Here is a 22,861-nt window from a genome sequence, read left to right as displayed (position 1 = left end):
ACCGGCGGGGCGCCTCGCCCTCAGCCGAACGGCAGTTCGCCGTCGCGTCGTTCCAGCGCCAGCAAGTGCGCCTTCGCCGTCATGCCGCCCGCAAAGCCGGTCAGCTTGCCCGTCGATCCGACGACGCGGTGGCAGGGCACGATGATCGAGATCGGGTTGCGCCCGTTCGCCGCGCCGACTGCCCTCGACGCATCCGGCCGGCCCAGCGCCAGCGCGATCGCGCCATAGCTGCGCGTCTGGCCATAGGGGATGGTCAGCAGCGCCGCCCACACGGCCTTTTGAAAGTCGGTGCCGCGCATATCGAGCGGTACGTCGAAGACCCGCCGCTCACCCGCGAAATAGGCCGTCAGCTGCGCGGTCGCGGCCCGTAACATTGGATGGTCGTCATGCTGGCCGAGCGTGGGCAGTGGCACGCGTCGCGGATCGTCATCCGGCCACAGCACCGCGACCAGCCCGACGTCGCTCGCCACCAGCGTCAGAACACCCACGGGGGAATCGAGGCGCGTGGCGGCGAGCGTCATGGCGTCCGGGCTAACCCGAACGCCGACATCGGGAAAGCCCGTCAGTTGCGCAGCGAATCCGGCACGATGCCGCCATTCTCGGCCAGCTTTGCCATCACCGCCTTGTGCAGCGCGATATTCTGTTCGGCACTGCCGTCCTCGCCCGCATGGACGCCCAATTCCTGTCCCAGCTCGCGCCGCGCGGCGAGGCTGGAATCGAGGTCGAGCAGCTTCAGCAGATCGACGATCGACGATTGGTAATTGCCTCCGCCATTCTTCATCGTCGCCATTTCCGACAGCACCGCGCCGACATCGACCGGCGCCGCGGGCGTCGGCGCAGCGGGAGCGGCAGGAGCCTGCGGCGGCGCGGAGGTCGGCTGCGGCGCCTGCGGAGCAGCCTGGGCCGGCGCCGGGGTCGGGGCGGCCGAAGCGGCAGGCTTGTGGCCGAAAACCTTGCTCATGATGCTGCCGAAGATGCTCATCGTCATGCTCCCGTTGCGTCGCCGAAACAGCGACCGTCGCGCCATCAAACGTCGATGCGCGCCGAATGCTCCCCGCGCCGGAACGCAGCGCCGCGTCCGAACGTTGGCCACCCCGGATTGAGGGAGTGGACAATGTCTAAGAATTTCATGGGGATCGCGTCGGCCGCAGCGCTCGCGCTGGCGCTGTCCGCCTGCGGGTCGCGCACCGATACCGCCAACAGCGCGGACGCCACAATGGCGAACGACACCGCAGGCTTCGACGCGGCCAACGCCGGTGCGACCGGCGCCAACATGGGTGCCGCCTCGCGTCCCGCCGCCGGCCAGACCTTCGTCAACACCGCGGCGGCAAGCGACGCATTCGAGATCGCTAGTTCGAAGCTCGCGCTCGACAACAGTTCGTCGGCCGCGATCAAGAAATACGCCAACCAGATGATCGCCGCCCATACCGCGTCGACGGACAAGCTGAAGGCGACCGTTTCGGGCCTCACCCCGGCGATCACGCCCGACCCGACGCTCAACGCCGATCAGCAGGCGAAGCTCGATTCGCTGAAGGGCCTGACCGGCACCGCCTTCGACACCGCCTATATCGCGGCACAGCAGCAGGCGCACCAACAGGCCTATGACATGCTGACCGCCTATGGCGCGAGCGGCGACGTACCTGCGCTGAAGACCTTCGCCACCGGCCTCGCCCCCACCGTCGCGGCGCATCTCAACATGGCCAAGGGCCTGAAGGCCTAAGCCACGCCCGGTATCACGCTCAGCGCGGATGACGCCGCGCGAGAGCGATGCCGGCCAGGTTCTTCGATCGCGGCACATGGCGGACATGGACGCGATCGAAGCCCTTGCGCGCCTGTACCCAGGCATCGCGATGCGGCAGCAGTTGCGGACTGCGGCATGCCCAGCGCCCCAGCGCCTGTTCGACGATGGTCCGCGCATCGCCGATGAACAGCACATCGCGCGCGCCCGCGGCGGTGGCGATCGCCGCGGCGTACCGCAGCGCCAGCCACTCCGCCGTGCAATTGTCGCCGACGCCCATGTCGTCCCGAATGTAGCTGTGGCCATGCGCGACCACGCCGATTTCCATCCGCGCCGGATCGCCGCGCGCGCCGCCATCGAAATACAGCGTCATCCGATCCCTTGCGGAACGGCGCTGGCCCTCCACCTTTATGTCCCCGAACACCGCAGAGTCGTCAGGAGCCGTCATGACCGATACCCGCAAGGCCGTATTGCACCGGATGGTGCTTGCCGACCATATCTGCCCGTTCGGTGTGCGCGCCAAGCAGATCCTGCAATCCGAAGGATTTGAAGTCGAGGACCATATCCTGCGCACCCGCGAAGAGGTCGATGCGTTCAAGGCGGAGCGCGGCCTTGCGACCACGCCGTTGATCGAGATCGACGGAGAGGTCATCGGCGGCAGCGACGATCTGGAGCGCTGGCTCGCCAAGGTCGACTGAGCGCGAGGCCCGCGCCATGCCGGCGCCCGCCGTCGCCTTCGATCGCGACGTCGAACAGGTCGCACGGGCGCTTATCGGCGCGACCTTGCTGGTCGATGGCGTCGGCGGCACGATTGTCGAGACGGAGGCCTATGATGCCGACGATCCCGCCTCGCACAGTGCGCGCGGGCCGTCGCCACGCAATGCCGCGATGTTCGGGCCGGCGGGCCGCGCCTATGTCTACCGCAGCTACGGTATCCACTGGTGCTTCAACATCGTGTGTGCGCCCGGCAGCGCGGTGTTGATCCGCGCGCTCGAACCCACGCACGGTCTCGATACGATGATCGCGCGCCGCGGCCTCGCCGATCCGCGCCTGCTCTGCGCCGGCCCGGGGCGGCTGTGCCAGGCGCTCGGCATAGATGCGCGGCTCGATCACGCCCCGATCGATGCGCCACCCTTCACGCTGATCCCCGCCACCAGCGCAGCGCCCCTGCACGCCGGCCCCCGCATCGGCATTACCCGCGCGATCGACACGCCATGGCGCTTCTGTCTCGCCGGTTCGCGCTACCTGAGCCGGCCTGCGCGTTAGAGGGACAACGGTCGATCCGTCATTGCGAGTGCAGCGAAGCAACGACGCAGGGTGGGCGGCTCAAACCGCCCAGGCCAAAGCTGCCGACGATCGGCAAGATGCACCAGCTTTCGGTGTGTTTCGCGCTTCACCAAAACCAAAAACCGCAGATTTCCGCCATTCCAGTGTTTGGCATGCATAATGCACTACCACAGTCGCAGCCGCATCGGGCTGTCGCCTTTGGGAGGAAAGTCCATGTTCGCCACCACGCTCGCCGCCGCCATCCTGTCGATCACCACGCCCGCCGCCGCGCCGGCCCCGGCCCCCGCAGCGCCCGCCGCCGGCCAGAGCGACGCCGCCGCCCAGCCCGCCAAGGGCCGCTACAACCCGCGCGTCTGCATCGTCGATTACCCGACCGGCACGCGCATCCCCACCAAGACCTGCAAGCTGCTCGGCCAATGGCGCACCGACGGTATCGACCCGCTGCCGGGCAAGTGATCCTCCGGAATGCTGACCGCACGCCCGCCTCATGGCGGGATGTGCGGTCGGGCTGCGATCGACGGGGACCTTCCATGCTGCGCCTGCGTTCTCGCACGCACACATCATGGGGGTCCTCATCTTGCACAGCCTGCCCGACCGGCTCGACGCCGGCTCGCCCTATCCGCTCGGCGCGACGTTCGACGGCCTCGGTGTCAATTTCGCGGTCTATTCCGCCAATGCCGATGCGATCGAGCTGTGCCTGTTCGACGCCACCGGCAAGCGCGAGCTGAAGCGCATCGCCTTGCCCGAATGCACCGACGAGGTGTGGCACGGCTATCTGCCCGACGCCGGCCCGGGCCTGCTTTACGGCTATCGCGCGCATGGCCGCTACGAGCCCGAGAACGGCCACCGCTTCAATCCTAACAAGCTGCTGCTCGATCCCTATGCCCGCAAGCTGCACGGCCAGATCAAATGGACCGACGCGCTGCACGGCTACAAGGTCGGCCATCCGAAGGAGGACCTGTCCTTCGACAAGCGCGACAGCGCGCCCGCGATGCCCAAGGCGGTCGTCGTCGACGATCATTGGGACTGGTCGCGCGATACCAAGCCCAACACCCCCTGGTCCGACACCGTCATCTACGAAGCGCATGTGAAGGGTCTGACCAAGCTGATGGAGCTGGTTCCGCCGAACGAGCGCGGCACCTATGCCGGCCTCGGCCACCCCGCGGTCATCGCGCACCTCAAGCGCATCGGCGTCACCGCGCTCGAACTGCTGCCCATCCACAGCTTCACGCAGGACCGCTTCCTCCAGGAGAAGGGCCTGAAGAACTATTGGGGCTATAACACGCTCGGCTTCTTCGCCCCGGAACAGGCGTATATGGCGTCGGACAGCCAGGACGAGCTGCGTCGCGCCGTCCATCGCCTGCACAAGGCAGGGATCGAGGTGATCCTCGACGTCGTCTACAACCACACCTGCGAAGGCAGTGAAAAGGGCCCCACCCTGTCGTGGCGCGGGCTCGACAACGCCAGCTACTACCGCCTGGTCAAGGACCAGCCGCGCTACAGCATCAACGACACCGGCACTGGCAACACGCTGAACCTCAGCAAGGCGCGCGTCATCCAGATGGTGACCGACAGCCTGCGCTACTGGGCGACCAGCTTCGGCATCGACGGCTTCCGCTTCGACCTCGGCCTGACGCTGGGGCGTGAAGAGCATGGCTTCGATCCCGGTGCCGCCTTCTTCGATGTCGTCCGGCAGGACCCGGTACTCGGCCGCCTGAAGCTGATGGCGGAGCCGTGGGACGTCGGCCCCGGCGGCTATCAGCTCGGCAACTTCCCGCCCGGCTTTGCGGAGTGGAACGACAAATATCGCGACACCGTCCGCCAGTTCTGGCGCGGCGATGCCGGCCAGCGCGCCGATCTCGCCGCGCGCCTGTCGGGATCAGGCGACCTGTTCGACCGGCGCTCGCGCCGTCCCTGGGCGAGCATCAATCTGCTCTCGGCGCACGACGGCTTCACCCTCGCCGACACGGTGATGTACGAAGAGCGCCACAACGAAGCGAACGGCGAGGACAATCGCGACGGCCACGACAACAACCATTCGCGCAACTGGGGCCACGAAGGGCCGACCGACGATTCCGCGATCAACGATGCGCGCGGACGCGTGCAACGGTCGATGCTGACGACGCTGCTCGCCTCGCTCGGCACGCCGATGCTGGTCGCGGGCGACGAATTCGGTCGCACGCAACAGGGCAACAACAACGCCTATTGCCAGGACAATGCGATCAGCTGGCTCGATTGGGACGCCGCGGCGACGCCCGAAGGCCAGACGCAGATCGATTTCGTCGCCCGCCTGACCGACCTGCGCCGCCGCTACGCCGTGCTGCGCGCGCCGACCTTCCTCTACGGGCAGGATACGCCCGGACAGGGCGTCAACGACATCGAATGGTGGGACGAGCGCGGGCAGCAGCTCAGCGCGGAGGATTGGCAGAACCCCGAAGGCCGCGCGCTGATGATGCGCCGTGCCAGCCGCAATGCGGCCGGCGAGCTGGACGTCGTGTCGCTGTTGCTCAACGGTTCGCCCGATCCCGTCACCTTCCACCTTCCCCCGCCGCACGCGACGCGCATCGTCCTGATCGACAGCGCCAAGCCCGATCAGGGCGAGGTGGAGATCGAGGACGCCTATGAGGTTGCGCCGCAAGGCGCGGTCCTCCTCACCTGGACCGGCGCATTCGAGGACCAGGCATGACCAAGTGCTGGGGCGCGACGCCGCTCGACGACGGGCGCACCCGCTTCGCGCTCTGGGCGCCGGACGCTGCTGGCGTCGAGCTGGAGATCGACGGCGCCCCGCCGGCCGATATGGTGGCGGGCGACGACGGCTGGTTCGTCGCGACGACGCAGGCCCCTGCCGGAACGCGCTATCGCTTCCGCATCGGCGACACGATCGTCCCCGATCCTGCGTCCCGCGCGCAATCGGGCGGCGTTCATGGCTGGAGCTTGGTCATCGACCCGGCCTATCCCTGGACCGTCACCGACTGGCGCGGGCGGCCATGGGAAGAGACGGTGCTCGTCGAGCTGCATCCCGGCCTGCTCGGCGGTTTCCGCGGCGTCATCGATCAGCTCCCCGCCATCGCCGCGACCGGCATCACCGCCATCGAGCTCATGCCCGTGGGTGCCTTCGGCGGTACGCGCGGTTGGGGCTATGACGGCGTGCTGCCCTATACGCCGCACGAAAGCTACGGCGCCCCCGCCGATCTGCATGCGCTGGTCGACGCCGCGCACGGCTTCGGCCTCTCCGTCTTCCTCGACGTCGTTTACAATCACTTCGGTCCCGACGGGAATTACATCGGCCAATATGCCGCGGGCTTCTTCGATGCCGAGGTCCAGACGCCCTGGGGCGGCGCAGTCGCGATGCACGAAGAGTCCGTGCATCGCTTCTTCGTCGACAACGCGCTGATGTGGCTGCGCGACTATCGCATCGACGGCCTGCGCTTCGACGCAGTCCACGCCATCGCGGACGACGCCTTTCTCGACGCCATGGCCACGGAAATCCGCGAGGCGCTGCCCGATCGCCACATCCACCTCGTGCTCGAAAACGAACGCAACGATGCCGCACGGCTGCGCGATGGCGGCTATGATGCGCAGTGGAACGACGATTTCCACAACGTCCTGCACGTCCTGCTGACCGGCGAAACCAGCGCCTATTACACCGACTTCGCCGATCGCCCGGCCGAGCGCCTCGCCCGCTGCCTCGCGGAAGGCTTCATTTATCAGGGCGAAGGATCGGCGAACCATGACGGCACGCCGCGCGGCACGCCCAGCGCGCATCTGTCGCCGACCCGCTTCGTGTCGTTCCTCCAGAACCACGACCAGATCGGCAATCGCGCGCTCGGCGAGCGGCTGACCGTACTAACCGATCCCGCCAAGCTGCGTGCCGCGACCGCCTTGCTGCTGCTCGCCCCGCAAATCCCTTTGCTGTTCATGGGCGACACCGACGGCAGCGAGACGCCCTTCCTGTTCTTCACCGATTTCCACGACGACCTCGCCGATGCGGTGCGTGAGGGGCGGCGCAAGGAATTCGCCAAGTTCGACGCTTTCGCCGATCCGCAGGCGCGCGCACGCATTCCCGATCCCAACGCCCGCAGCACCTTCGAAGCATCGCGGCCCGAGCCCGGCCCGGACGCCGCCACATGGCGTGCGCTGTACCGCGACCTGATCACGCTGCGCATGACCCATATCGTCCCCCACCTTGCCGGCGCGATGGCGATCGGTGCGGAGGCGACCGGCGACGCCGCGGTCACCGCCCGCTGGCGCCTGGCTGACGGCAGCATGCTCACCATCGCGCTAGACCTCGCCGACACGCCCGCGCCGCTTGCCGCAGGCGACGGCGACCTGCTGCATGCCGAGGGCGACCGGTTCGCCGCCTGGATCGCGCGATGAGCGACCTCGCCACCCGCGCCAAGGCCGCCGGCATCGCCGTGCACTGGGAAGATGCGACCGGCCGCCAGCGCACCGTCGCCGACGATACGCTCGCCGCCATTCTCGACCGGCTCGACCGCTCGACCGACGGCGAGGCGACCTTCGTCACCGCCGATGTCGGCATGCCGATCGTCACCACCGCCGCACCCGGCGCCGCGACGCTGGCGCTGGAGCATGGCCCCCAGCGGATCGTGCAGGTCGCGTCCGACGGCACCATCCCACCGATAGGCGAACCCGGCTATCACCGGCTCGACACCGCGCGCGGCGCCATCACCCTCGCCATCGCGCCGCGTCGCTGCATTCCCGCGCCGCCCGGCCACAGCTGGAGTCCGGCCGTCCAGATCCCGGCGCTGCGCGGATCGCGCCCTGCCCCGTATGGCGACTTCGGCAGTCTTGCCGAGGCCGCCCGTGCCTTTGCCGGTGCCGGAGCCGACGCGCTGGCGATCAGCCCGACGCATGCGCTCTTCCCCGCCGACCCGTCGCGCTTCAGCCCCTATGCTCCGTCGAGCCGGCTGGTCCACCACGCCCTGCTCGCCAGCACCGCCGACGATGACACGGACTCGGGCGCACTGATCGACTGGCAAGCCGTCCTCCCCCGCCGCCTCGCCGCGCTGCGCCACGCCTTCGACCGCGCAACGCCGGACGAGATCGCCCGCTTCGACGCCGCCGCCGCCCGCCGCCCCGACTGGCAGCAGCACGCCCTTTACGACGCGCTGCACGCCCATTTCTTCGCGGAGAGCGGCGCGCACGGATGGCAGGACTGGCCCACCGCCTATCATGATCCCACCGCCCCGGCTGTCGAGGCCTTCGCGCGGGAGCATGCCGACGCCGTCCGTTTCTATAGCTTCCTGCAATGGCGCGCCGACACCGGCCTTGCCGACGCGCACGCCGCCGCGCGCGACGCCGGGATGCGCATCGGCCTGATCGCCGATCTCGCCGTCGGCATGGATGCGGGCGGCAGCCATGCGTGGAGCCGCCGCAGCGACCTGCTGACCGGCCTGTCGATCGGCGCGCCGCCCGATCCGCTCGGGCCGCAGGGGCAGAATTGGGGCATCACCGCGCTCTGCCCGTTCGCGTTGCGCCGCACCGGCTTCGACGCTTTCATCCGCACCGTCCGCGCAGGCCTGGCGCACGCGGGCGGCATCCGCATCGACCACGCCCTCGGCCTGTGCCGCCTGTGGGTCATTCCAGAGGGCGGCAAGCCCGGCGACGGCGCCTATCTCGCCATGCCTTTCACCGATCTGCTCCGCATCCTCGCCATCGAATCGCATCGGGCGAACGCGATCGTCATCGGCGAGGATCTCGGCACGGTGCCGCCCGGCTTCCGCGACACGCTGACCGCGCGTGGCATCTACGGCATGCGCGTCCTGCCCTTCGAGCGCGACGCGAACAGCTTCACCCCCTCCAAGGCATGGGACGCCTGCGCCGTGGCGATGACCGGCACACACGACACCGCGACGCTCGCCGGCTGGTGGACCGGGCACGACATCACCTGGGCGCACAAGCTGAAGCGCAGCGACAGCGATGAACCCAGCGACCGCCTCCGCCGCATCGGCGAAAAGAAGGCGCTATGGACCGCCGCCACGCAGGCCGGTGTCGCCAGCGGCCCCGTGCCGCACGATGCCGCGCCCGCGATCGACGCCGCGCTCGCCTTCACCGCGCAGGCACCCTGCCCGCTCACCATCGTCCCGCTCGAGGACCTGGTCGGGATCGAGGAACAGCCCAACCTGCCCGGCACGACCGACGAACACCCCAATTGGCGCCGCCGCATGCCCGACACGACCGAGGCGCTGCTCGCCCGGCCCGAGGTCGCCCGCCGCACCGCCATCCTCTCGCACAAGAGCCCCGCATGAGCCCCCGCGCCACCTATCGCCTGCAATTCCATAAGGGCTTCACATTCGCCGACGCCGAGGCGCTGGTCCCCTATCTCGACCGGCTCGGCATCAGCCACATCTACGCCTCGCCGGTCACCACCGCGGCAGCCGGGTCGATGCACGGCTACGACGTCATCGACCCCACGACGATCAATCCGGAACTCGGCGGCGAGGACGCCTTCCGCAGCCTCGTCGCCGCGCTCAAGGCGCGCGACATGGGGCTGATCATCGATATCGTCCCCAACCATATGGGCGTCGCTGGCGGCGGCAACGTATGGTGGAACGACGTCCTCGCGCGCGGGCAGGACAGCGAACACGCCCGCGTCTTCGACATCGACTGGAGCCGCCCGATCCTGCTCCCCGTGCTCGGCGATACGCTCGACACCGCGCTCGCCAACGGCGACATCGCGGTCGAGGGCGATCAGATCGTCGCCTATGGCGAACATCGTTTCCCAATCCGCCCCGAAGACCGGGGCAACACCGCCGACCTGCCCGCTCTGCTCGACCGCCAGCATTATCGCCTCGCCAGCTGGCGCACCGCCAACGACCTGCTAAACTGGCGCCGCTTCTTCACCGTCAACGACCTCGCCGGCGTCCGCATCGAAGACCCCGCCGTGTTCGAGGCGACGCACGCGCTCTATGTCCGCCTGTATGACGAAGGGCTGATCGACGGCGTCCGCATCGATCACGTCGACGGCCTGACCGACCCGATCGGCTATTGCCGCACGCTGCGCGACCGCCTTAGCCCCGATGCCTGGATCGTCATCGAGAAGATCCTCGGCGCCGGCGAAGGCCAGCCCGTCGGCTGGGGCGTCGACGGCACCAGCGGCTACGACTTTATGGAGCAGGTCGCGACGCTGATCCACGAACCGCTCGGCGCGCTGCCGCTCGAGGAGCTGTGGCAGGACATGAGCCACCGCTACCTCGATTTCGAAAGCGAGGAATTCGCCGCACGGCAGGACCTGCTGGCCTGGCAATTTGCGGGCCAGCTCGACGCCTGCGTCGCCGCCTTCGTCGCGCTCAACACCGATGACGCCGTCACGCCCGCGATGCTGCGCCGCGCGATCGAGCGATTGTTGTGGGTCTTCCCCGTCTATCGCACTTACGGCACCGGCGGTGCCGCCCCCGCCAGCGACGCCGCGATCCGCGGCGCGGTGCGCGAACGCGTCACCGACCTCATCCCGCCGGGCGAGGCGCATGTCGTCGATGCGATCCTCGCGTGGCTCGCCGGTGAAGGGCCAGGCGACGCGGCCGACGCGGTCCGTCGCTTCCAGCAGCTTTCCGCGCCGATCGCCGCCAAATCGGTCGAGGATACCGCTTTCTACCGCTCCGCCCGCCTGCTCTCCCGCAACGACGTCGGCTTCGACGCGACGATCCTCGGCATCGGCGTCGATGCCTTCCATGACCTGATGGCCGCCCGCGCGCACGACGTGCCGCACGCGATGCTCACCACCGCGACGCACGACCACAAGCGCGGCGAGGACCTCCGCGCCCGCCTCGCCGCACTCAGCGTCATGCCCGACGCCTGGCGTTCCCGCGTCGAGGCATGGGACCAGCTCTCCTGGGCCTGGGATCACGACGTCTCGGGCGCCGACCGCTACATGCTGCTCCAGACCATCGTCGGCGCCTGGCCGGACGAGGGCGCGACGCCCGATTTCGCCGACCGCATCAAGGCCTGGCAGCAAAAGGCGCTGCGCGAAGCACGCCTCCGCTCGTCATGGGAAGCCCCGGACGAGGCCTATGAAGCCGCCGCCGCCGCGCTGACCGATGCCTTCCTCGCAGATGCGCGCTTCGTCGCGGAGGTCACCGCCTTCGTCGCCGACCTGGCGCCGATTGCAGACGCCAATACGCTCATCCAGACGCTGCTCCGCTACACCGTGCCGGGCGTGCCCGACCTATACCAGGGCACCGAACTCGCCGACCTCAGCCTCGTCGATCCCGACAACCGCCGCCCCGTCGATTATGCGCAGCGTCAGGCGCTGCTCGACGCACCGCACGCGCCGGCCAAGTTCCGCCTGATCGCCGACCTGCTCGCGCAGCGCCGCGCCGCGCCCGCGCTGTTCGCCGACGGCGACTATCGTCCGGCACAGGTCGAGGGCAGCGACCGCATCCTCGCCTTCAGCCGCCACCACGCTGGCGCCACGCTGCGCGTCGCCGCGCTGATCCGCGGCACCGAGGTTCCGGACGCGACGATCCGCTTCGCCGACGGCACCACCTGCGCCGCCGCCGACATCTTCACCGCCTCACCGGTCTGGTACGCGCTCGGCTGAGCGCGTCGCCAGCCAGAAGATGGCATAGCCGAACAGGCCGGACACCAGCGATGCGCACAGGATCGCCAGCGACGCCATCTCGGTCTGCGCCACGTCGGTGAAGGCGAGTTCGGTGATGAACAGCGACAGCGTGAAGCCGATCCCGGCGACGCCACCGATCCCCAGCACCATCCGCCACGTCACCCCGTCGGGCAGGCGCGCGCCCAGCACGCGTGTCGCGATCCATGTCGACGCCATGAAGCCCAGCGGCTTGCCGATCGCCAGGCCGGCGACGATGCCCAGGCTCAGCGGTGCGTGCAGCGCCTCGGCGATCGCGTCGGGCGACAAATGGATGCGTACGTTGGACAGCGCGAACAGCGGCAGCACGACATAGGACACCCACGGCGTCAGGATGCGCACCAGCCGCTCCGCCGCCTCGTCGGTCGCCGCGACCATTTCGTGGATGTACCCTAGCTTCGCCTCGACCGCTTCCTCCTTTTCCTCCGCCTCCGCGGCATCGCCCGCGCGCGCCTGTTCGGATTGCGCCGCGCGCAACTCGTCCAAGGGCCGCTCGACGCGTTCGGCGAAGTCACCATGGCTGAGCCGCGACCGCGTCGGCAGCAACAGGCCGACCGCCACGCCCGCGATCGTCGGATGCACGCCCGACCCGAAGATGCCGATCCACACCACGGCGCCGAGCAGCACATAGGGGATCGACGCCACCCAGCGCAGCCGCAACAGTCCGACGATGCCTAGATACGCCGCGGCCGCCACCCCCAGGAACACCGGCTGTACCGACGCGGTATAGGCGAAGGCGATCACCAGCAGCCCGAACACATCGTCGATCGCCGCGAATGCCAGCAGCACCGCACGCACGGCCGGCGGCAGCCGCGTCGTGAACATCGCGACGACCGCCAGGCTGAACGCGGTATCCATCGCCGCCACCACGCCCCAGCCATGCGCGGCCGGCGTACCCCAGTTGAACGCCAGATAGATCGCCACCGGCACCACCAGCCCGCCGATCGCGCCCGCCACCGGGAATAGCGCGGTCTTGCGCGACGCGAGCGATCCCTTGACGAACTCGCGCTTCACCTCCGTCCCGATAATCAGGAAGAACAGCGGCATCAGCAGGTCGTTGACCCATTCCGCCGCCGGCCGCGCGAACGCCCAGGCGCCATAGCTCAGCCGGATCGGCCGATCCCACAGCCGCACATAGTCCGCACCCCAGGGCGAATTGACGACGATCAGCGCGACGAGCGACGCGATCAGCAACGGCCCGCCGGACACTTCGCCGATCGCGAAGAAGGGCCCGATCCGCTCTAGGATACGCGCGGCGGGGGAGTGATGCGCCCGGGCTTCCACCCGCCCGGACAGGCGCGGAGCAAGGCCCATGCGATCTCCTGATGGCATAAGTGCCATCCCCCATACGGCTCAGCCGCCCGTGCGTTCCGTAGCCGAAGCGCAACGTCATCAGCCTGTTAACCATTCCGCGCCTAATAGGTCGACAATGGACAGCGCATTCCTGCGCGACACCGATGCCGTACGGACCCGATCGATGCGCCTCACCGCCCCGCTTCTCGCCCTCGCCACCGTCCTGCCGGCGCTGCCTGCCGCGGCGCAGACGGTGACGCCGCTTGCCGAGGCGCGGCTGCGGTACGAACATGTCGAACAGGATGGCCTGCCGCAGGATAGCGACGCGGTGACGGTGCGGCTGCGCACCGGCGTGCAGGCTGCGATCGGCCGCCTCTCCGGCCTCGTCCAGGCGCAGGGGAACCTCGCGATCCTGCCCGACTATTTCGACGGCCTGCACGGCCCCGCCACGCTGCGCCCGCTGATCGCCGATCCCGACAGCGTCGCCATCTATCGCGCGCAGCTGCGCTATGCCGCGCCGGGCGTCGCGATCACCGCGGGGCGACAGGTGATCCAGCTCGACGACGAACGCTTCGTCGGCGCCGCCGCGTTCCGTAACAACGGCCAGACCTTCGACGCCGTGCGCACCGAGATCACCGCCGTGCAGGGCCTGAAGGCCGACGTCAGCTATGTCTGGTCGGTCCGCACGGTGAACGGCATCGAGGGGCGCGGCGCGCGGCCGACCGCGATCGGCGGCAACACCGTCCTCGCCAACCTCGGCTGGGATTCGCCGATCGGCAAGGTCACGGGCTTTGCCTATCTCATCGATGAGGACGAAGCGGCGGTGCAGGGCTATCGCCTGTCCAGCCAGACCTATGGTGGCCGCCTGGCCGGCGCGCAGCCGCTTGGCACCGCCAAGCTCGCCTATCAGCTCAGCTATGCGCGCCAGTCCGACTATCACCGCAACCCCAATATGTACGCCGCGGATTACTGGCTCGCCGACCTGTCGCTCGATCTGAACGGCCCGAAGGTCGGCGGGGGCTATGAAGTGCTCGGCGCGGGCCGTGGCGCCAGCGCAGGCGCCGCATACGCCAGCTTCCAGACACCCTTTTCCGCGATCTTCAAGTTCCAGGGCTGGGCCGACAAGCTCACCACCACCCCCGCCGACGGCATTCGCGACGCCTATGCGAGCGCCGGCTGGGGGTGGAAGCAGATCGGCACGCTGAAGGCGGTGTCGCTGACCGCCGTCTACCACCGGTTCGACAGCGACCGCCTGTCGCGACGCTACGGCGACGAACTCAACCTGCTTGCCAGCGCCAAGCTCGGCAAGACGACCGCCAGCCTGCGCTATGCCGATTATCGCGCCGACCGGCTGTTCACCGACACGCAAAAGCTTTGGATGCAGCTCGACTGGGCGCTGTAACGCCAGCGCCCAATCGCCCTTATCCCTGCATATCCTCGAGTTCGCGCCCGCGCGTCTCGTGGACCAGCTTCTGCACGAACACGAACGAGATCGCCGCGAACAGCGCATAGCCGGTATAGGTCACCGCCAGCCCCGGCGACACGGCGAGCGCCGGGAAGCTGACCGATATCGCCGCATTGGCGATCCACTGCGCAAAGCCCGACACGGCAAGCCCCGATCCGCGGATCTGGTTGGGGAACATCTCGCCCAGCATCACCCACATCACCGGTCCCCACGACGCGTTGAAGAAGATCACGTACAGATTGGCCGCGACCAGCGCGATCAGGCCGTTATGTCCGGGCAGGCTCACCGTGCCCGCCGCATCGGTGACCGCGGTGGAGAACGCCCAGGCCACTGTCGCCAGCGTCACCGCCATGCCCGCCGATCCGACCAGCAGCAGCGGCTTGCGGCCGATCCGGTCGACGGTCGCGATCGTGAACAGGCAGGCCGCGATCGACAGCACCCCGGATAGGATGTTGATCTGCAGCGCATTGTCCTCGGTGAAGCCCACCGCTTCCCACAGCACCGCGCCGTAATAGAAGACGACGTTGATGCCGACGAACTGCTGGAACACGGCGAGGCCAATGCCCGCCCACAGGATCGGGCGGATCTTGCCCGTCGTCTTGTCGATCAGGTCGGACAGTTTCGGTTTGTGGTGATCGGCGGCGAGCGAATTGCGGATCTCGACCACCTTGCGCTCCGCCTCGCCCGCGCCGAACAGACGCGTCAGCACGGCCCTCGCCTCGCCCTCGCGGCCCTTGGCGACCAAAAAGCGCGGGCTTTCCGGAATGACGGTCAGCGCCGCCAGATAGATCGCCGCCGGGATCGCCTGCAGCCAGAACATCCAGCGCCACGCCGGAAAGTCGAGCCAGAACGGCGCGGTCGAACCGCCGGCATAGCGGGCCAGCACGAAATTCGCGACGAACGCGCCGGTCAGGCCGGTGATGATCATCACCTGCTGCACGCTCGACAGCCGCCCGCGGATCGCGGCGGGCGTCACTTCGGAAATATAGACGGGCGAGATCACGCTCGCCGCGCCGACGCCCAGGCCGCCGATGATCCGCGCCAGGATGAACACGATCGAGCCGCCCGCCGCACCGGCGAGGAGCGCGCTCACCAGGAACAGCAGCGCGGCCAGCATCATGACGCGCCGCCGCCCGATCGCGTCGGCCAGCCGCCCCGCGCCGAACGCACCGATCGCCGATCCCACCAGGATCGCGCCGACGTTGACGCCGATGCCTAGGTGGCCGAGCGAAAATGCCGCCTCCAGCCCCTTTTGCGTCCCGTTGATGACGCCCGAATCATAGCCGAACATGAAGCCGCCGATCGTCGCGACCGCGACGATGCCGGCGATGAAGCCGTGATTGACGCCCTGCCCGGCATCCAGATTCCCCGGGGCATGCCCCGCCCCCCGCCTGTCCGTCACATCGCTCTCCTCATGCCGGTCGTCCGCCAGCCGTGTGCAATGTGATATCGCTATCACGCCAGTCCGGGCGGTCAAGCCGTTTGGCGCGTGCCGTGGCCACCCTGCGCAGGGCGCCGCGGCAGACCTATCCCTCGATCACCCGCGGCCGGCGCCGTGGCGGCGCGTCGGACTGGCGGCGGATCAGCGTATAGTCGAGCAGCCGCGTCGGCTCTTCGGGCGCGGCATCGTCGCCTCCGCGCTGGCGGCGCAGCAGCGCGACCAGCCCTTCGATTGCGCCGCGCGCCATATCGGCGATCGGCTGGCGGATCGTCGTCAGCTCGGGCCAGATCGCGGTCGACAGCACCGTATCGTCGAAGCCGCAGACGGTCAGGTCGCCCGGCACGTCCAGCCCGCGGCGGTGCGCCACCGCCACCGTCGCCGCCGCCATGTCGTCGTTCGACGAGAAGATCGCCGTCGGCGGTTCGGCGAGGTCGAGCAGCTGCTCCGCCGCATCCAGCCCCGACCGATAAGTGTACAGGCCATCGACGACCAGCCCGTCCTCGATCCCGATCCCCGCCCCTTCCAGCGCGGCGCGATAGCCCGCCAGCCGGGCACCGCTCGCCGACAGATTGGGATCGCCGCCGATGAAGCCGATCCGCCGATGGCCCAGGTCCATCAGGTGCCGCGTCATCGTCATCGCCGCGGCACGATCGTCGATCCCGATCGCCAGCCCGCCCTCGCCCGCGCGCCCCGTCGCCAGCCCGACCATCGGCACGCCCGCCTGGGCCAGCAGGTCGAGCAGCGCGGGCGATTCGCACAGGGGCGGCGGCAGCACGATGCCGTCGATGCCGCCCTTGATCATGTGCCGTGCGACCGCGAGCTCGTGATCGTCGCCGATCTCGCATTTCTCGATCACGATCTGCACATCGTTGCGGCTCGCCTGATCCAGGCTGCCGAGCAGCATTTCGGACAGAAAGCCGCCCGACGGATTGTTGTACAGCAGCCCGACCCGCAATTGCCCCGCCCCCGCCAGGCTGCGCGCGGCGCGATTGGGCGCATAGTTCAGCGTCTGGATCGCCACGTTCACCGCATCGCGCGTCGCAGGCCGCACGTTGGTTTCGGCGTTGATGACGCGGCTGACGGTCATCGGCGACACGCCGGCGAGCTTCGCCACATCGCTGATCGTCGGTGCCGAACCCGATCGACGGGAGGGTCGCGAGGGAGGGGGTGAGGAAGCCATGCGGGCGGATCGGGTCCCAGAAGAAACAGCCCCACCGACATGGACGCAAAAGCGCGTCCACGGCAAGCGCCACGTTGCGACCGTTACCGTACCGCTGTCCCCAATTGGTCTCCTGTCGCCCCGCCGGTTGACCTGCGCCGACGCTGGTAGCTCCACGTCGGCGTCATCATCGGGACGCCGTATCCGACACCAAACACCAGCGAGATCACCCACATCGGGCCGCGCATCGCGCCACGCACGATCAGCACCCCGCGGCCTCCCCCCGCGCCCGATCGTCGAAATCGCCGCCATCGGCCCTTGCCGCCGGATGGCAATCACCATATGGTAGCGCTATCCAGATGTTTCAGGCCTCGCCAGAGGGCCGATCTTAGGAAGGACAATATCGATGCCCGCCCGCGGCCCCCGCCTGCTCGCGCTCGCTGCTCTGTTGTCGAGCGGCCTCGCCCTCGCGCAAAGCGCCGAACCGCGCAGCCCCGACGGCAAGCGCTACCTCGCACAGCCGTTGGTCAAAGACCTCTATTTCGCCGATCCATCCGCGCACGTCTTCAACGGCAGACTCTACGTCTATCCCAGCCACGACGTCGACGCCGGCATCGCCGACGACGATCTCGGTAACCAATATGCGATGCACGATTATCGCGTGCTCGGCATGGACCGGATCGGGGGCCCGGTCACCGTCCACCCCGTCGCGCTCGACGTGAAACAGATCCCCTGGGCCTCGAAACAGACCTGGGCACCCGACGCCGCCTATAAGAACGGCACCTATTTTCTGTACTTCCCCGCGCGCGACAAAGCCGGCGTGTTCCGCATCGGCGTCGCCACATCCAAGTCACCGACCGGCCCGTTCAAGGCCGATCCCCAGCCGATCCGCGGCAGCTTCTCGATCGACCCCGCCGTCTTCACCGATAGCGACGGCGCCAGCTACATGTATTTCGGCGGCATCTGGGGTGGCCAGCTGCAGCGCTGGCAGGGCAATCGCTACGAGGCCAAGGCCGGCGACACGGACCTGCACCGCGACGACCAGCCCGCGATCGCCCCGCGCGTCGCCAGGATGCGCGCAGACATGAAGCAATTCGCGGAAAGCCCGCGCCCGATCGTCATCCTCGACGAACGGGGCAAGCCCGTCCTCGGCGGCGATCACGAGCGCCGCTTCTTCGAGGCCGCCTGGATGTTCAAGCGGGGCGGCACCTATTATTTCACCTATTCGACCGGCGACACGCATTATCTGAACTACGCCACCGGCACCTCGCCCTACGGTCCGTTTCGCTATGCGGGGCATATCCTGAAGCCCGTTCAGGGCTGGACCACGCACCATTCGATCGTGGAATTTCAGGGCAAGTGGTGGCTGTTCTACCACGACACGCAAGCGTCGGGGAAAAACCACCTGCGCTCCGCCAAGGTGACGCAGCTGCACTTCACCCCGGACGGCAGCATCCAGACCATCGATCCGTTCAAGGACTGAGGGCATGTTCCTCGGCATCGATATCGGCACGTCGGGCGTCAAGGCGGTCGTCGTGGACGCGTCGGGCACGCTCGTCGCGCAAGGCACCGCCCCGCTCACCATCCAGCGCCCGCAGCCCCTGTGGTCGCAGCAGGACCCCGTCGCCTGGTGGCAGGCGACCTGTGCCGCAGTCCTTGCCATCGATCCCGCGGTGCGGCGATCGGTGCGTGGCATCGGCCTGGCCGGCCAGATGCACGGCGCGACTCTGCTCGGCGCCGACGACCGGCCGCTGCGCCCCGCCATCCTGTGGAACGACGGCCGCTCCTTCGCCGAATGCGCTGGCCTAGACGCCGCGACGCCCGCCTTCCGCGAACGTGGCGGCAACCTCGTCATGCCCGGCTTCACCGCGCCCAAGCTGGCCTGGATCCGCCACCACGAACCCGAGACGTTCGCGGCGATCAAGACCGTGCTGCTCCCCAAGGACTATGTCCGCCTGCTGATGACCGGCGAAAAAGCCTCGGACATGTCCGACGCCGCCGGCACGCTGTGGCTCGACGTCGCCGCCCGGCGCTGGAGCGAGACGTTGCTCGCCGCCACCGGCCTGACGACCGACCAGATGCCGCGCCTCGTCGAGGGCAGCGACACCGCCGGCACGCTGCTTCCCGCGGTCGCCGAGCTGTGGGGCATGGCGCCGGTCCCGGTCGCGGGCGGCGGCGGCGACAATGCCGCGGGCGCCGCCGGCGTCGGTGCGGTGCGCGACGGCGACGCCTTGCTCTCGCTCGGCACGTCGGGCGTCATCTTCGTCGCGACGCAGGACTTCCGCCCCAATGTCGCCGACGCGGTCCACGCCTTCTGCCATTGCGTGCCCGCCATGTGGCATCAGATGGCGGTCCACCTTTCCGCCGCTGCCTGCATCGACTGGGTGGCGCGGCTCACCGGGGCGAGCAGCGCCGCCGATCTGTTCGCCCGCGCCGAACAGGCCGGCCCGGCCAGCGGCCCCGAGCTGTTCCTCCCCTACCTCTCCGGCGAGCGCACGCCGCACAACAACACGCAGGTCCGCGGCGCCTTCCTGCGCCTCGACCACGACACCGGCCCCGAACGCCTGGCGCAAGCCGTGCTCGAAGGCGTCGCCTTCGCGCTGGCGGATGGCGTGCGCGTGATGCGCGAGGCGGGCACGACGATCGAGCAGCTCTCCGTCATCGGCGGCGGCGCCCGCTCGCTATACTGGGGCGAAACGCTCGCCGCGGCGCTCGACGCGCGCCTCGTCTATCTCGACGGGGGCGAGGTCGGCCCCGCGCTCGGCGCCGCCCGCCTCGCGCAGCTCGCGGTCGATGGCGGCCCGCCCGCCGACATCTGCATCGCGCCCCGCACGGCGCACGTCATCGAACCCGATGCGGTCCTGCGCGACCGCCTCGCCCCCAAATACGCCGCCTTCCGCGACGCTTATTCCCGCATCAGGAGCCTCTAAAATGGCCGAATACTTCGCCGACATTCCGACGATCCGTTACGAAGGGCCGGAGAGCGACACCGAACTCGCCTATCGCTATTACGACAAGACCCGTGTCGTCCTCGGCAAGACGATGGAGGAGCATCTCCGCTTCGCTGCCTGCTTCTGGCACACCTTCTGCTGGCCGGGCAGCGACGTCTTCGGCGGCGGCACCTTCGATCGCCCCTGGCACCGCGGCGCCAACGATGCCGCCGCAGCGGAACACAAACGCTCGGTCGCCTTCGACTTCTTCAGCAAGCTCGATGTGCCCTATTATTGCTTCCACGACGTCGACGTGATGGCCGATGCCACGACGGTATCCGAACACCGCGCACATTTCGCGGACGCCGTCGATCACCTCGAACAGCTTCAGGCCGCCTCCGGCCGCAAGCTCCTGTGGGGCACCGCCAATCTGTTCAGCCACCCGCGCTATGCCGCCGGTGGCGCCACCAACCCGGATCCGGAGGTGTTCGCCTGGGGCGCGATGCAGGTGCGCGACGCCCTCGAAGCGACGCACCGCCTCGGCGGCGCCAACTACGTGCTGTGGGGCGGTCGCGAGGGCTATGAGACGCTCCACAACACCGACATGAAGCGCGAACTCGACAATCTCGGCCGCTTCCTCAGCCTCGTCGTCGATCACAAGCATAAGATCGGCTTCACCGGCACGATCCTGATCGAACCCAAGCCGCACGAACCGACCAAGCACCAATACGACTTCGACACGGCAACGGTGTACGGCTTCCTCAAGCGCTATGGGCTGGAGGACGAGGTCCGCGTCAATATCGAGGCGAACCACGCGACCCTCTCGGGCCACACCTTCGAACATGAGATCGCGACGGCGGGCGCGCTCGGCATCTTTGGCTCGATCGACGCCAACCGCGGCGATCCGCAGAACGGCTGGGATACCGATCAATTCCCCAACTCGGTCGAGGAAATGACGCTCGCGATGCTCGAAATCCTGCGCGCGGGCGGCTTTACGACGGGCGGCTTCAACTTCGATGCCAAGGTCCGCCGCCAGTCGATCGACGCCGCCGACCTGTTCCATGGTCACGTCGGCGGGATCGACGTCGTGGCGAAGGGCCTGCTCAACGCCGCCGCGCTGATCGAGGACGGCCGTCTCGATGCGATCAAGGCCGAGCGGTACGCGGGCTGGACCGGCGCCCTGGGCCAGCAGATCGCCGACAGCGACCTTGCCGCCATCGCCGACCTCGCCGTCAGCCAGAACCTCAACCCCCGCCCCCGCTCGGGCCAGCAGGAGCGGATCGAGAATATCATCACCCGCGTGCGCTGAACGGCGCGGGTCTCGACGCACCGACCGCCACCCACCGATCCGTCATTGCGAGCCCTCGCGACGCAATGACGGATCGGGGCGCCGTCGATGGCGCCAGTCTATGCGCCTATGTCCCGCAAATACGCCGCCACCCGCGCCGCCGTCTCGTCCGGCACATGCAGCCCCAGCTTGCTACGCCGGAACAGCACATCCTCCGCCGTCCGCGCCCATTCCTGCGCGACCAGATAGTCGACCTCGCGCGCGGTCAGCCCGCCGCCGAAATCCTCGCCCAGATCGCGCATCGCCTGCGCATCGCCCAGCACCGCCGCCACCCTGGTGCCATAGGCGCGCGCCAGCCGCCGCAGCAGCGTCGCCGGCAGCCCTGGCCGCGCCCGCACCAGCGCCGCCACGAACGCCTCGAAATCCCCGCCGGGCAGGTCGCCACCCGGCAGCACCGCCCCCGCCGTCCACGCCCCCGTTATATCCGGCAGCACCGCGCCCAGCTCCGCCAGCGCATGTTCGGCGAGCTTGCGATAGGTCGTGATCTTACCGCCGAAAATGCTCAGCATCGCCGCCCGCCCCGGCGCCGCGTCGAGGTCGAGCACATAGTCGCGCGTCACCGCAGAGGCATTGCCGGCATGGTCGTCGTGCAGCGGCCGGATCCCGGCATAGCTCCACACGATATCGCTCTCGCGCAGCCCGCGCGCGAAATAGCGGTTGGCCGTGTCGAGCAGATAGGCAGTCTCGCCCGCATCGATTGCGGCTTTCGCCGGCGGCCCCTCCCAAGGCTGGTCGGTCGTCCCGATCAGCGTGAAGTCGCCTTCATAGGGAATGGCGAAGACGATCCGCCGGTCCGGGTTCTGCAGCATGAAGGCATGATCGCCGGCATACAGGCGCGGCACGACGATATGGCTGCCCTTCACCAGCCGCACGGCGTTCTTGGCATGCCCGCCCGCGACGCGGGACAGCACGTCGTCCACCCACGGCCCCGCCGCGTTCACCAGCACCCGTGCCGACACCATGCGCTCGCCCGCGGCATCGGCGATCGACGCGACCCAGCGCTCGCCCTCGCGCCGTGCCCGCACCAGCCGCGTCCGCGTCGCGATCGTCGCCCCGCGATCCGCCGCGTCGCGCGCGTTCAGCACGACCAGCCGGCTGTCCTCGACCCAACAATCCGAATAGACGAACGCCTTGCCCGCCGTATTGCGCAGCCCCGCGCCATACGGCGTCGCTGCCAGCCCCACCGTCTCGGTCGCCGGCAGCCGTTTACGCCCGCCCAAATGGTCGTAGAGGAACAGCCCCAGCCGCACCATCCACGCCGCCCGCGGCGAATGCGTCTGCGGCAGCACGAAGCGCAGCGGCCAGATGATGTGCGGCGCCATGCCCCACAGTCGCTCGCGCTCGATCAGCGCCTCGCGCACCAACCGAAATTCGCCATATTCCAGATAGCGCAGGCCGCCGTGGATAAGCTTGGTCGACGCCGACGACGTGTGCCCGGCCAGATCGTCCGCCTCGACCAGCAGGACGGTCAGGCCCCGCCCCGCCGCATCGCGCGCGATCCCGGCGCCGTTGATGCCGCCGCCGACGATCAGCAGGTCGTAATCCGTCTCCGCCACGCACGCCCTCCGTCCGGCGATCCTAAC

The 22,861-nt window shown here is 68.8% G+C and carries 19 protein-coding genes; 12 read left to right on the top strand and 7 right to left on the bottom strand.

The genetic code is table 11. The features are described 5' to 3' along the window. Positions 1–20 precede the first annotated feature (20 nt). Together SPHME3_RS0107820 and SPHME3_RS0107815 are read right to left on the bottom strand one after the other, a co-directional pair. Positions 21–521, bottom strand: a complete 501-nt coding sequence (locus tag SPHME3_RS0107820; RefSeq protein ID WP_017979722.1) for a methylated-DNA--[protein]-cysteine S-methyltransferase — start codon at positions 519–521, stop codon at positions 21–23. 41 nt (positions 522–562) lie between these two features. Further along, on the bottom strand, positions 563–982 hold the full coding sequence (locus tag SPHME3_RS0107815) for a DUF3597 family protein (protein ID WP_020486571.1): 420 nt from the start codon (positions 980–982) through the stop codon (positions 563–565). A 132-nt stretch (positions 983–1,114) separates the two neighbouring features. Here SPHME3_RS0107815 and SPHME3_RS0107810 point away from each other — a divergent pair, with 132 nt between their 5' ends. Continuing rightward, the gene (locus SPHME3_RS0107810) at positions 1,115–1,720 is read left to right on the top strand and encodes a DUF4142 domain-containing protein (RefSeq protein WP_024310388.1); all 606 of its coding nucleotides are present in this window, start codon (positions 1,115–1,117) and stop codon (positions 1,718–1,720) included. 19 nt (positions 1,721–1,739) lie between these two features. On the opposite strand, the gene SPHME3_RS0107805 is transcribed toward SPHME3_RS0107810, so the two are convergent. Continuing rightward, positions 1,740–2,111: a reverse transcriptase-like protein gene (locus SPHME3_RS0107805; protein ID WP_017979725.1), complete on the bottom strand. Its 372-nt coding sequence runs from the start codon at positions 2,109–2,111 to the stop codon at positions 1,740–1,742. Positions 2,112–2,184: 73 nt separating this feature from the next. Between SPHME3_RS0107805 and SPHME3_RS0107800 the strand changes: the two genes are divergently transcribed. From SPHME3_RS0107800 to treY, 7 genes are all read left to right on the top strand, one after another. Continuing rightward, complete coding sequence (locus tag SPHME3_RS0107800; protein WP_017979726.1) at positions 2,185–2,436, top strand: glutathione S-transferase N-terminal domain-containing protein; 252 nt, start codon at positions 2,185–2,187, stop codon at positions 2,434–2,436. Positions 2,437–2,452: 16 nt separating this feature from the next. Then, positions 2,453–3,004 carry a DNA-3-methyladenine glycosylase gene (locus SPHME3_RS0107795; protein ID WP_017979727.1) on the top strand — a complete coding sequence of 184 codons (552 nt, stop codon included), beginning with the start codon at positions 2,453–2,455 and terminating at the stop codon, positions 3,002–3,004. Positions 3,005–3,238: 234 nt separating this feature from the next. Continuing rightward, on the top strand, positions 3,239–3,481 hold the full coding sequence (locus tag SPHME3_RS0107790; RefSeq protein WP_017979728.1) for a hypothetical protein: 243 nt from the start codon (positions 3,239–3,241) through the stop codon (positions 3,479–3,481). A 106-nt stretch (positions 3,482–3,587) separates the two neighbouring features. After that, a complete protein-coding gene (gene glgX / locus SPHME3_RS20005) occupies positions 3,588–5,711 on the top strand; it encodes a glycogen debranching protein GlgX (RefSeq protein ID WP_231292046.1) in 2,124 nt (707 codons plus the stop codon). After that, the gene (gene treZ, locus SPHME3_RS0107780; protein WP_017979730.1) at positions 5,708–7,402 is read left to right on the top strand and encodes a malto-oligosyltrehalose trehalohydrolase; all 1,695 of its coding nucleotides are present in this window, start codon (positions 5,708–5,710) and stop codon (positions 7,400–7,402) included. The genes glgX and treZ overlap by 4 nt, the downstream gene beginning before the upstream one ends. Continuing rightward, entirely contained in the window at positions 7,399–9,294 is a 1,896-nt protein-coding gene (gene malQ / locus SPHME3_RS0107775) for a 4-alpha-glucanotransferase (RefSeq protein ID WP_017979731.1), read from the top strand. Before treZ ends, malQ begins: the two co-directional genes overlap by 4 nt. After that, entirely contained in the window at positions 9,291–11,585 is a 2,295-nt protein-coding gene (gene treY, locus SPHME3_RS0107770) for a malto-oligosyltrehalose synthase (protein ID WP_017979732.1), read from the top strand. Before malQ ends, treY begins: the two co-directional genes overlap by 4 nt. On the opposite strand, the gene nhaA is transcribed toward treY, so the two are convergent. Further along, positions 11,559–12,956 (bottom strand): Na+/H+ antiporter NhaA, encoded by a 1,398-nt coding sequence (nhaA, locus tag SPHME3_RS0107765; protein WP_018250662.1) that lies wholly within the window; start codon positions 12,954–12,956, stop codon positions 11,559–11,561. The two genes, treY and nhaA, sit on opposite strands and share 27 nt — an antisense overlap. A 115-nt stretch (positions 12,957–13,071) precedes the next feature. Here nhaA and SPHME3_RS0107760 point away from each other — a divergent pair, with 115 nt between their 5' ends. Further along, entirely contained in the window at positions 13,072–14,337 is a 1,266-nt protein-coding gene (locus SPHME3_RS0107760; RefSeq protein ID WP_017979734.1) for a hypothetical protein, read from the top strand. Between the two features lie 19 nt (positions 14,338–14,356). On the opposite strand, the gene SPHME3_RS0107755 is transcribed toward SPHME3_RS0107760, so the two are convergent. Both SPHME3_RS0107755 and SPHME3_RS0107750 read right to left on the bottom strand, forming a co-directional pair. Further along, the gene (locus SPHME3_RS0107755) at positions 14,357–15,802 is read right to left on the bottom strand and encodes a sugar porter family MFS transporter (RefSeq protein ID WP_017979735.1); all 1,446 of its coding nucleotides are present in this window, start codon (positions 15,800–15,802) and stop codon (positions 14,357–14,359) included. 124 nt (positions 15,803–15,926) lie between these two features. Then, positions 15,927–16,955, bottom strand: coding sequence for a LacI family DNA-binding transcriptional regulator (locus SPHME3_RS0107750; protein ID WP_017979736.1), 1,029 nt, complete (start codon positions 16,953–16,955; stop codon positions 15,927–15,929). A gap of 451 nt (positions 16,956–17,406) precedes the next feature. Here SPHME3_RS0107750 and SPHME3_RS0107745 point away from each other — a divergent pair, with 451 nt between their 5' ends. From SPHME3_RS0107745 to xylA, 3 genes are read left to right on the top strand one after another with little or no spacing between them, the layout of a single operon-like run. Next, a complete protein-coding gene (locus SPHME3_RS0107745; RefSeq protein WP_017979737.1) occupies positions 17,407–18,483 on the top strand; it encodes a glycoside hydrolase family 43 protein in 1,077 nt (358 codons plus the stop codon). A 4-nt stretch (positions 18,484–18,487) separates the two neighbouring features. Beyond that, the gene (xylB, locus tag SPHME3_RS0107740; RefSeq protein ID WP_017979738.1) at positions 18,488–19,930 is read left to right on the top strand and encodes a xylulokinase; all 1,443 of its coding nucleotides are present in this window, start codon (positions 18,488–18,490) and stop codon (positions 19,928–19,930) included. A gap of 1 nt (position 19,931) precedes the next feature. Then, positions 19,932–21,239, top strand: a complete 1,308-nt coding sequence (xylA, locus tag SPHME3_RS0107735) for a xylose isomerase (protein ID WP_017979739.1) — start codon at positions 19,932–19,934, stop codon at positions 21,237–21,239. A 98-nt stretch (positions 21,240–21,337) separates the two neighbouring features. On the opposite strand, the gene SPHME3_RS0107730 is transcribed toward xylA, so the two are convergent. Next, a complete protein-coding gene (locus SPHME3_RS0107730; protein WP_017979740.1) occupies positions 21,338–22,834 on the bottom strand; it encodes a glycerol-3-phosphate dehydrogenase in 1,497 nt (498 codons plus the stop codon). Positions 22,835–22,861: the final 27 nt, after the last annotated feature.

Source organism: Sphingomonas melonis DAPP-PG 224 (assembly GCF_000379045.1).
GTDB classification, from domain to species: domain Bacteria; phylum Pseudomonadota; class Alphaproteobacteria; order Sphingomonadales; family Sphingomonadaceae; genus Sphingomonas; species Sphingomonas aquatilis.
Note: the sequence above shows the minus strand (reverse complement) of the source record. Positions and strands in the feature narration are given on the sequence as shown.

Excerpts from the sequence above, each read along its gene's own strand:
- SPHME3_RS0107820 (WP_017979722.1), bottom strand. The coding sequence starts at position 521 with ATGACGCTCGCCGCCACGCGCCTCGATTCCCCCGTGGGTGTTCTGACG.
- SPHME3_RS0107815 (WP_020486571.1), bottom strand. The coding sequence starts at position 982 with ATGAGCATCTTCGGCAGCATCATGAGCAAGGTTTTCGGCCACAAGCCT.
- SPHME3_RS0107810 (WP_024310388.1), top strand. The coding sequence starts at position 1,115 with ATGTCTAAGAATTTCATGGGGATCGCGTCGGCCGCAGCGCTCGCGCTG.
- SPHME3_RS0107805 (WP_017979725.1), bottom strand. The coding sequence starts at position 2,111 with ATGACGCTGTATTTCGATGGCGGCGCGCGCGGCGATCCGGCGCGGATG.
- SPHME3_RS0107800 (WP_017979726.1), top strand. The coding sequence starts at position 2,185 with ATGACCGATACCCGCAAGGCCGTATTGCACCGGATGGTGCTTGCCGAC.
- SPHME3_RS0107795 (WP_017979727.1), top strand. The coding sequence starts at position 2,453 with ATGCCGGCGCCCGCCGTCGCCTTCGATCGCGACGTCGAACAGGTCGCA.
- SPHME3_RS0107790 (WP_017979728.1), top strand. The coding sequence starts at position 3,239 with ATGTTCGCCACCACGCTCGCCGCCGCCATCCTGTCGATCACCACGCCC.
- glgX (WP_231292046.1), top strand. The coding sequence starts at position 3,588 with ATGGGGGTCCTCATCTTGCACAGCCTGCCCGACCGGCTCGACGCCGGC.
- treZ (WP_017979730.1), top strand. The coding sequence starts at position 5,708 with ATGACCAAGTGCTGGGGCGCGACGCCGCTCGACGACGGGCGCACCCGC.
- malQ (WP_017979731.1), top strand. The coding sequence starts at position 7,399 with ATGAGCGACCTCGCCACCCGCGCCAAGGCCGCCGGCATCGCCGTGCAC.
- treY (WP_017979732.1), top strand. The coding sequence starts at position 9,291 with ATGAGCCCCCGCGCCACCTATCGCCTGCAATTCCATAAGGGCTTCACA.
- nhaA (WP_018250662.1), bottom strand. The coding sequence starts at position 12,956 with ATGGGCCTTGCTCCGCGCCTGTCCGGGCGGGTGGAAGCCCGGGCGCAT.
- SPHME3_RS0107760 (WP_017979734.1), top strand. The coding sequence starts at position 13,072 with ATGGACAGCGCATTCCTGCGCGACACCGATGCCGTACGGACCCGATCG.
- SPHME3_RS0107745 (WP_017979737.1), top strand. The coding sequence starts at position 17,407 with ATGCCCGCCCGCGGCCCCCGCCTGCTCGCGCTCGCTGCTCTGTTGTCG.
- xylB (WP_017979738.1), top strand. The coding sequence starts at position 18,488 with ATGTTCCTCGGCATCGATATCGGCACGTCGGGCGTCAAGGCGGTCGTC.
- xylA (WP_017979739.1), top strand. The coding sequence starts at position 19,932 with ATGGCCGAATACTTCGCCGACATTCCGACGATCCGTTACGAAGGGCCG.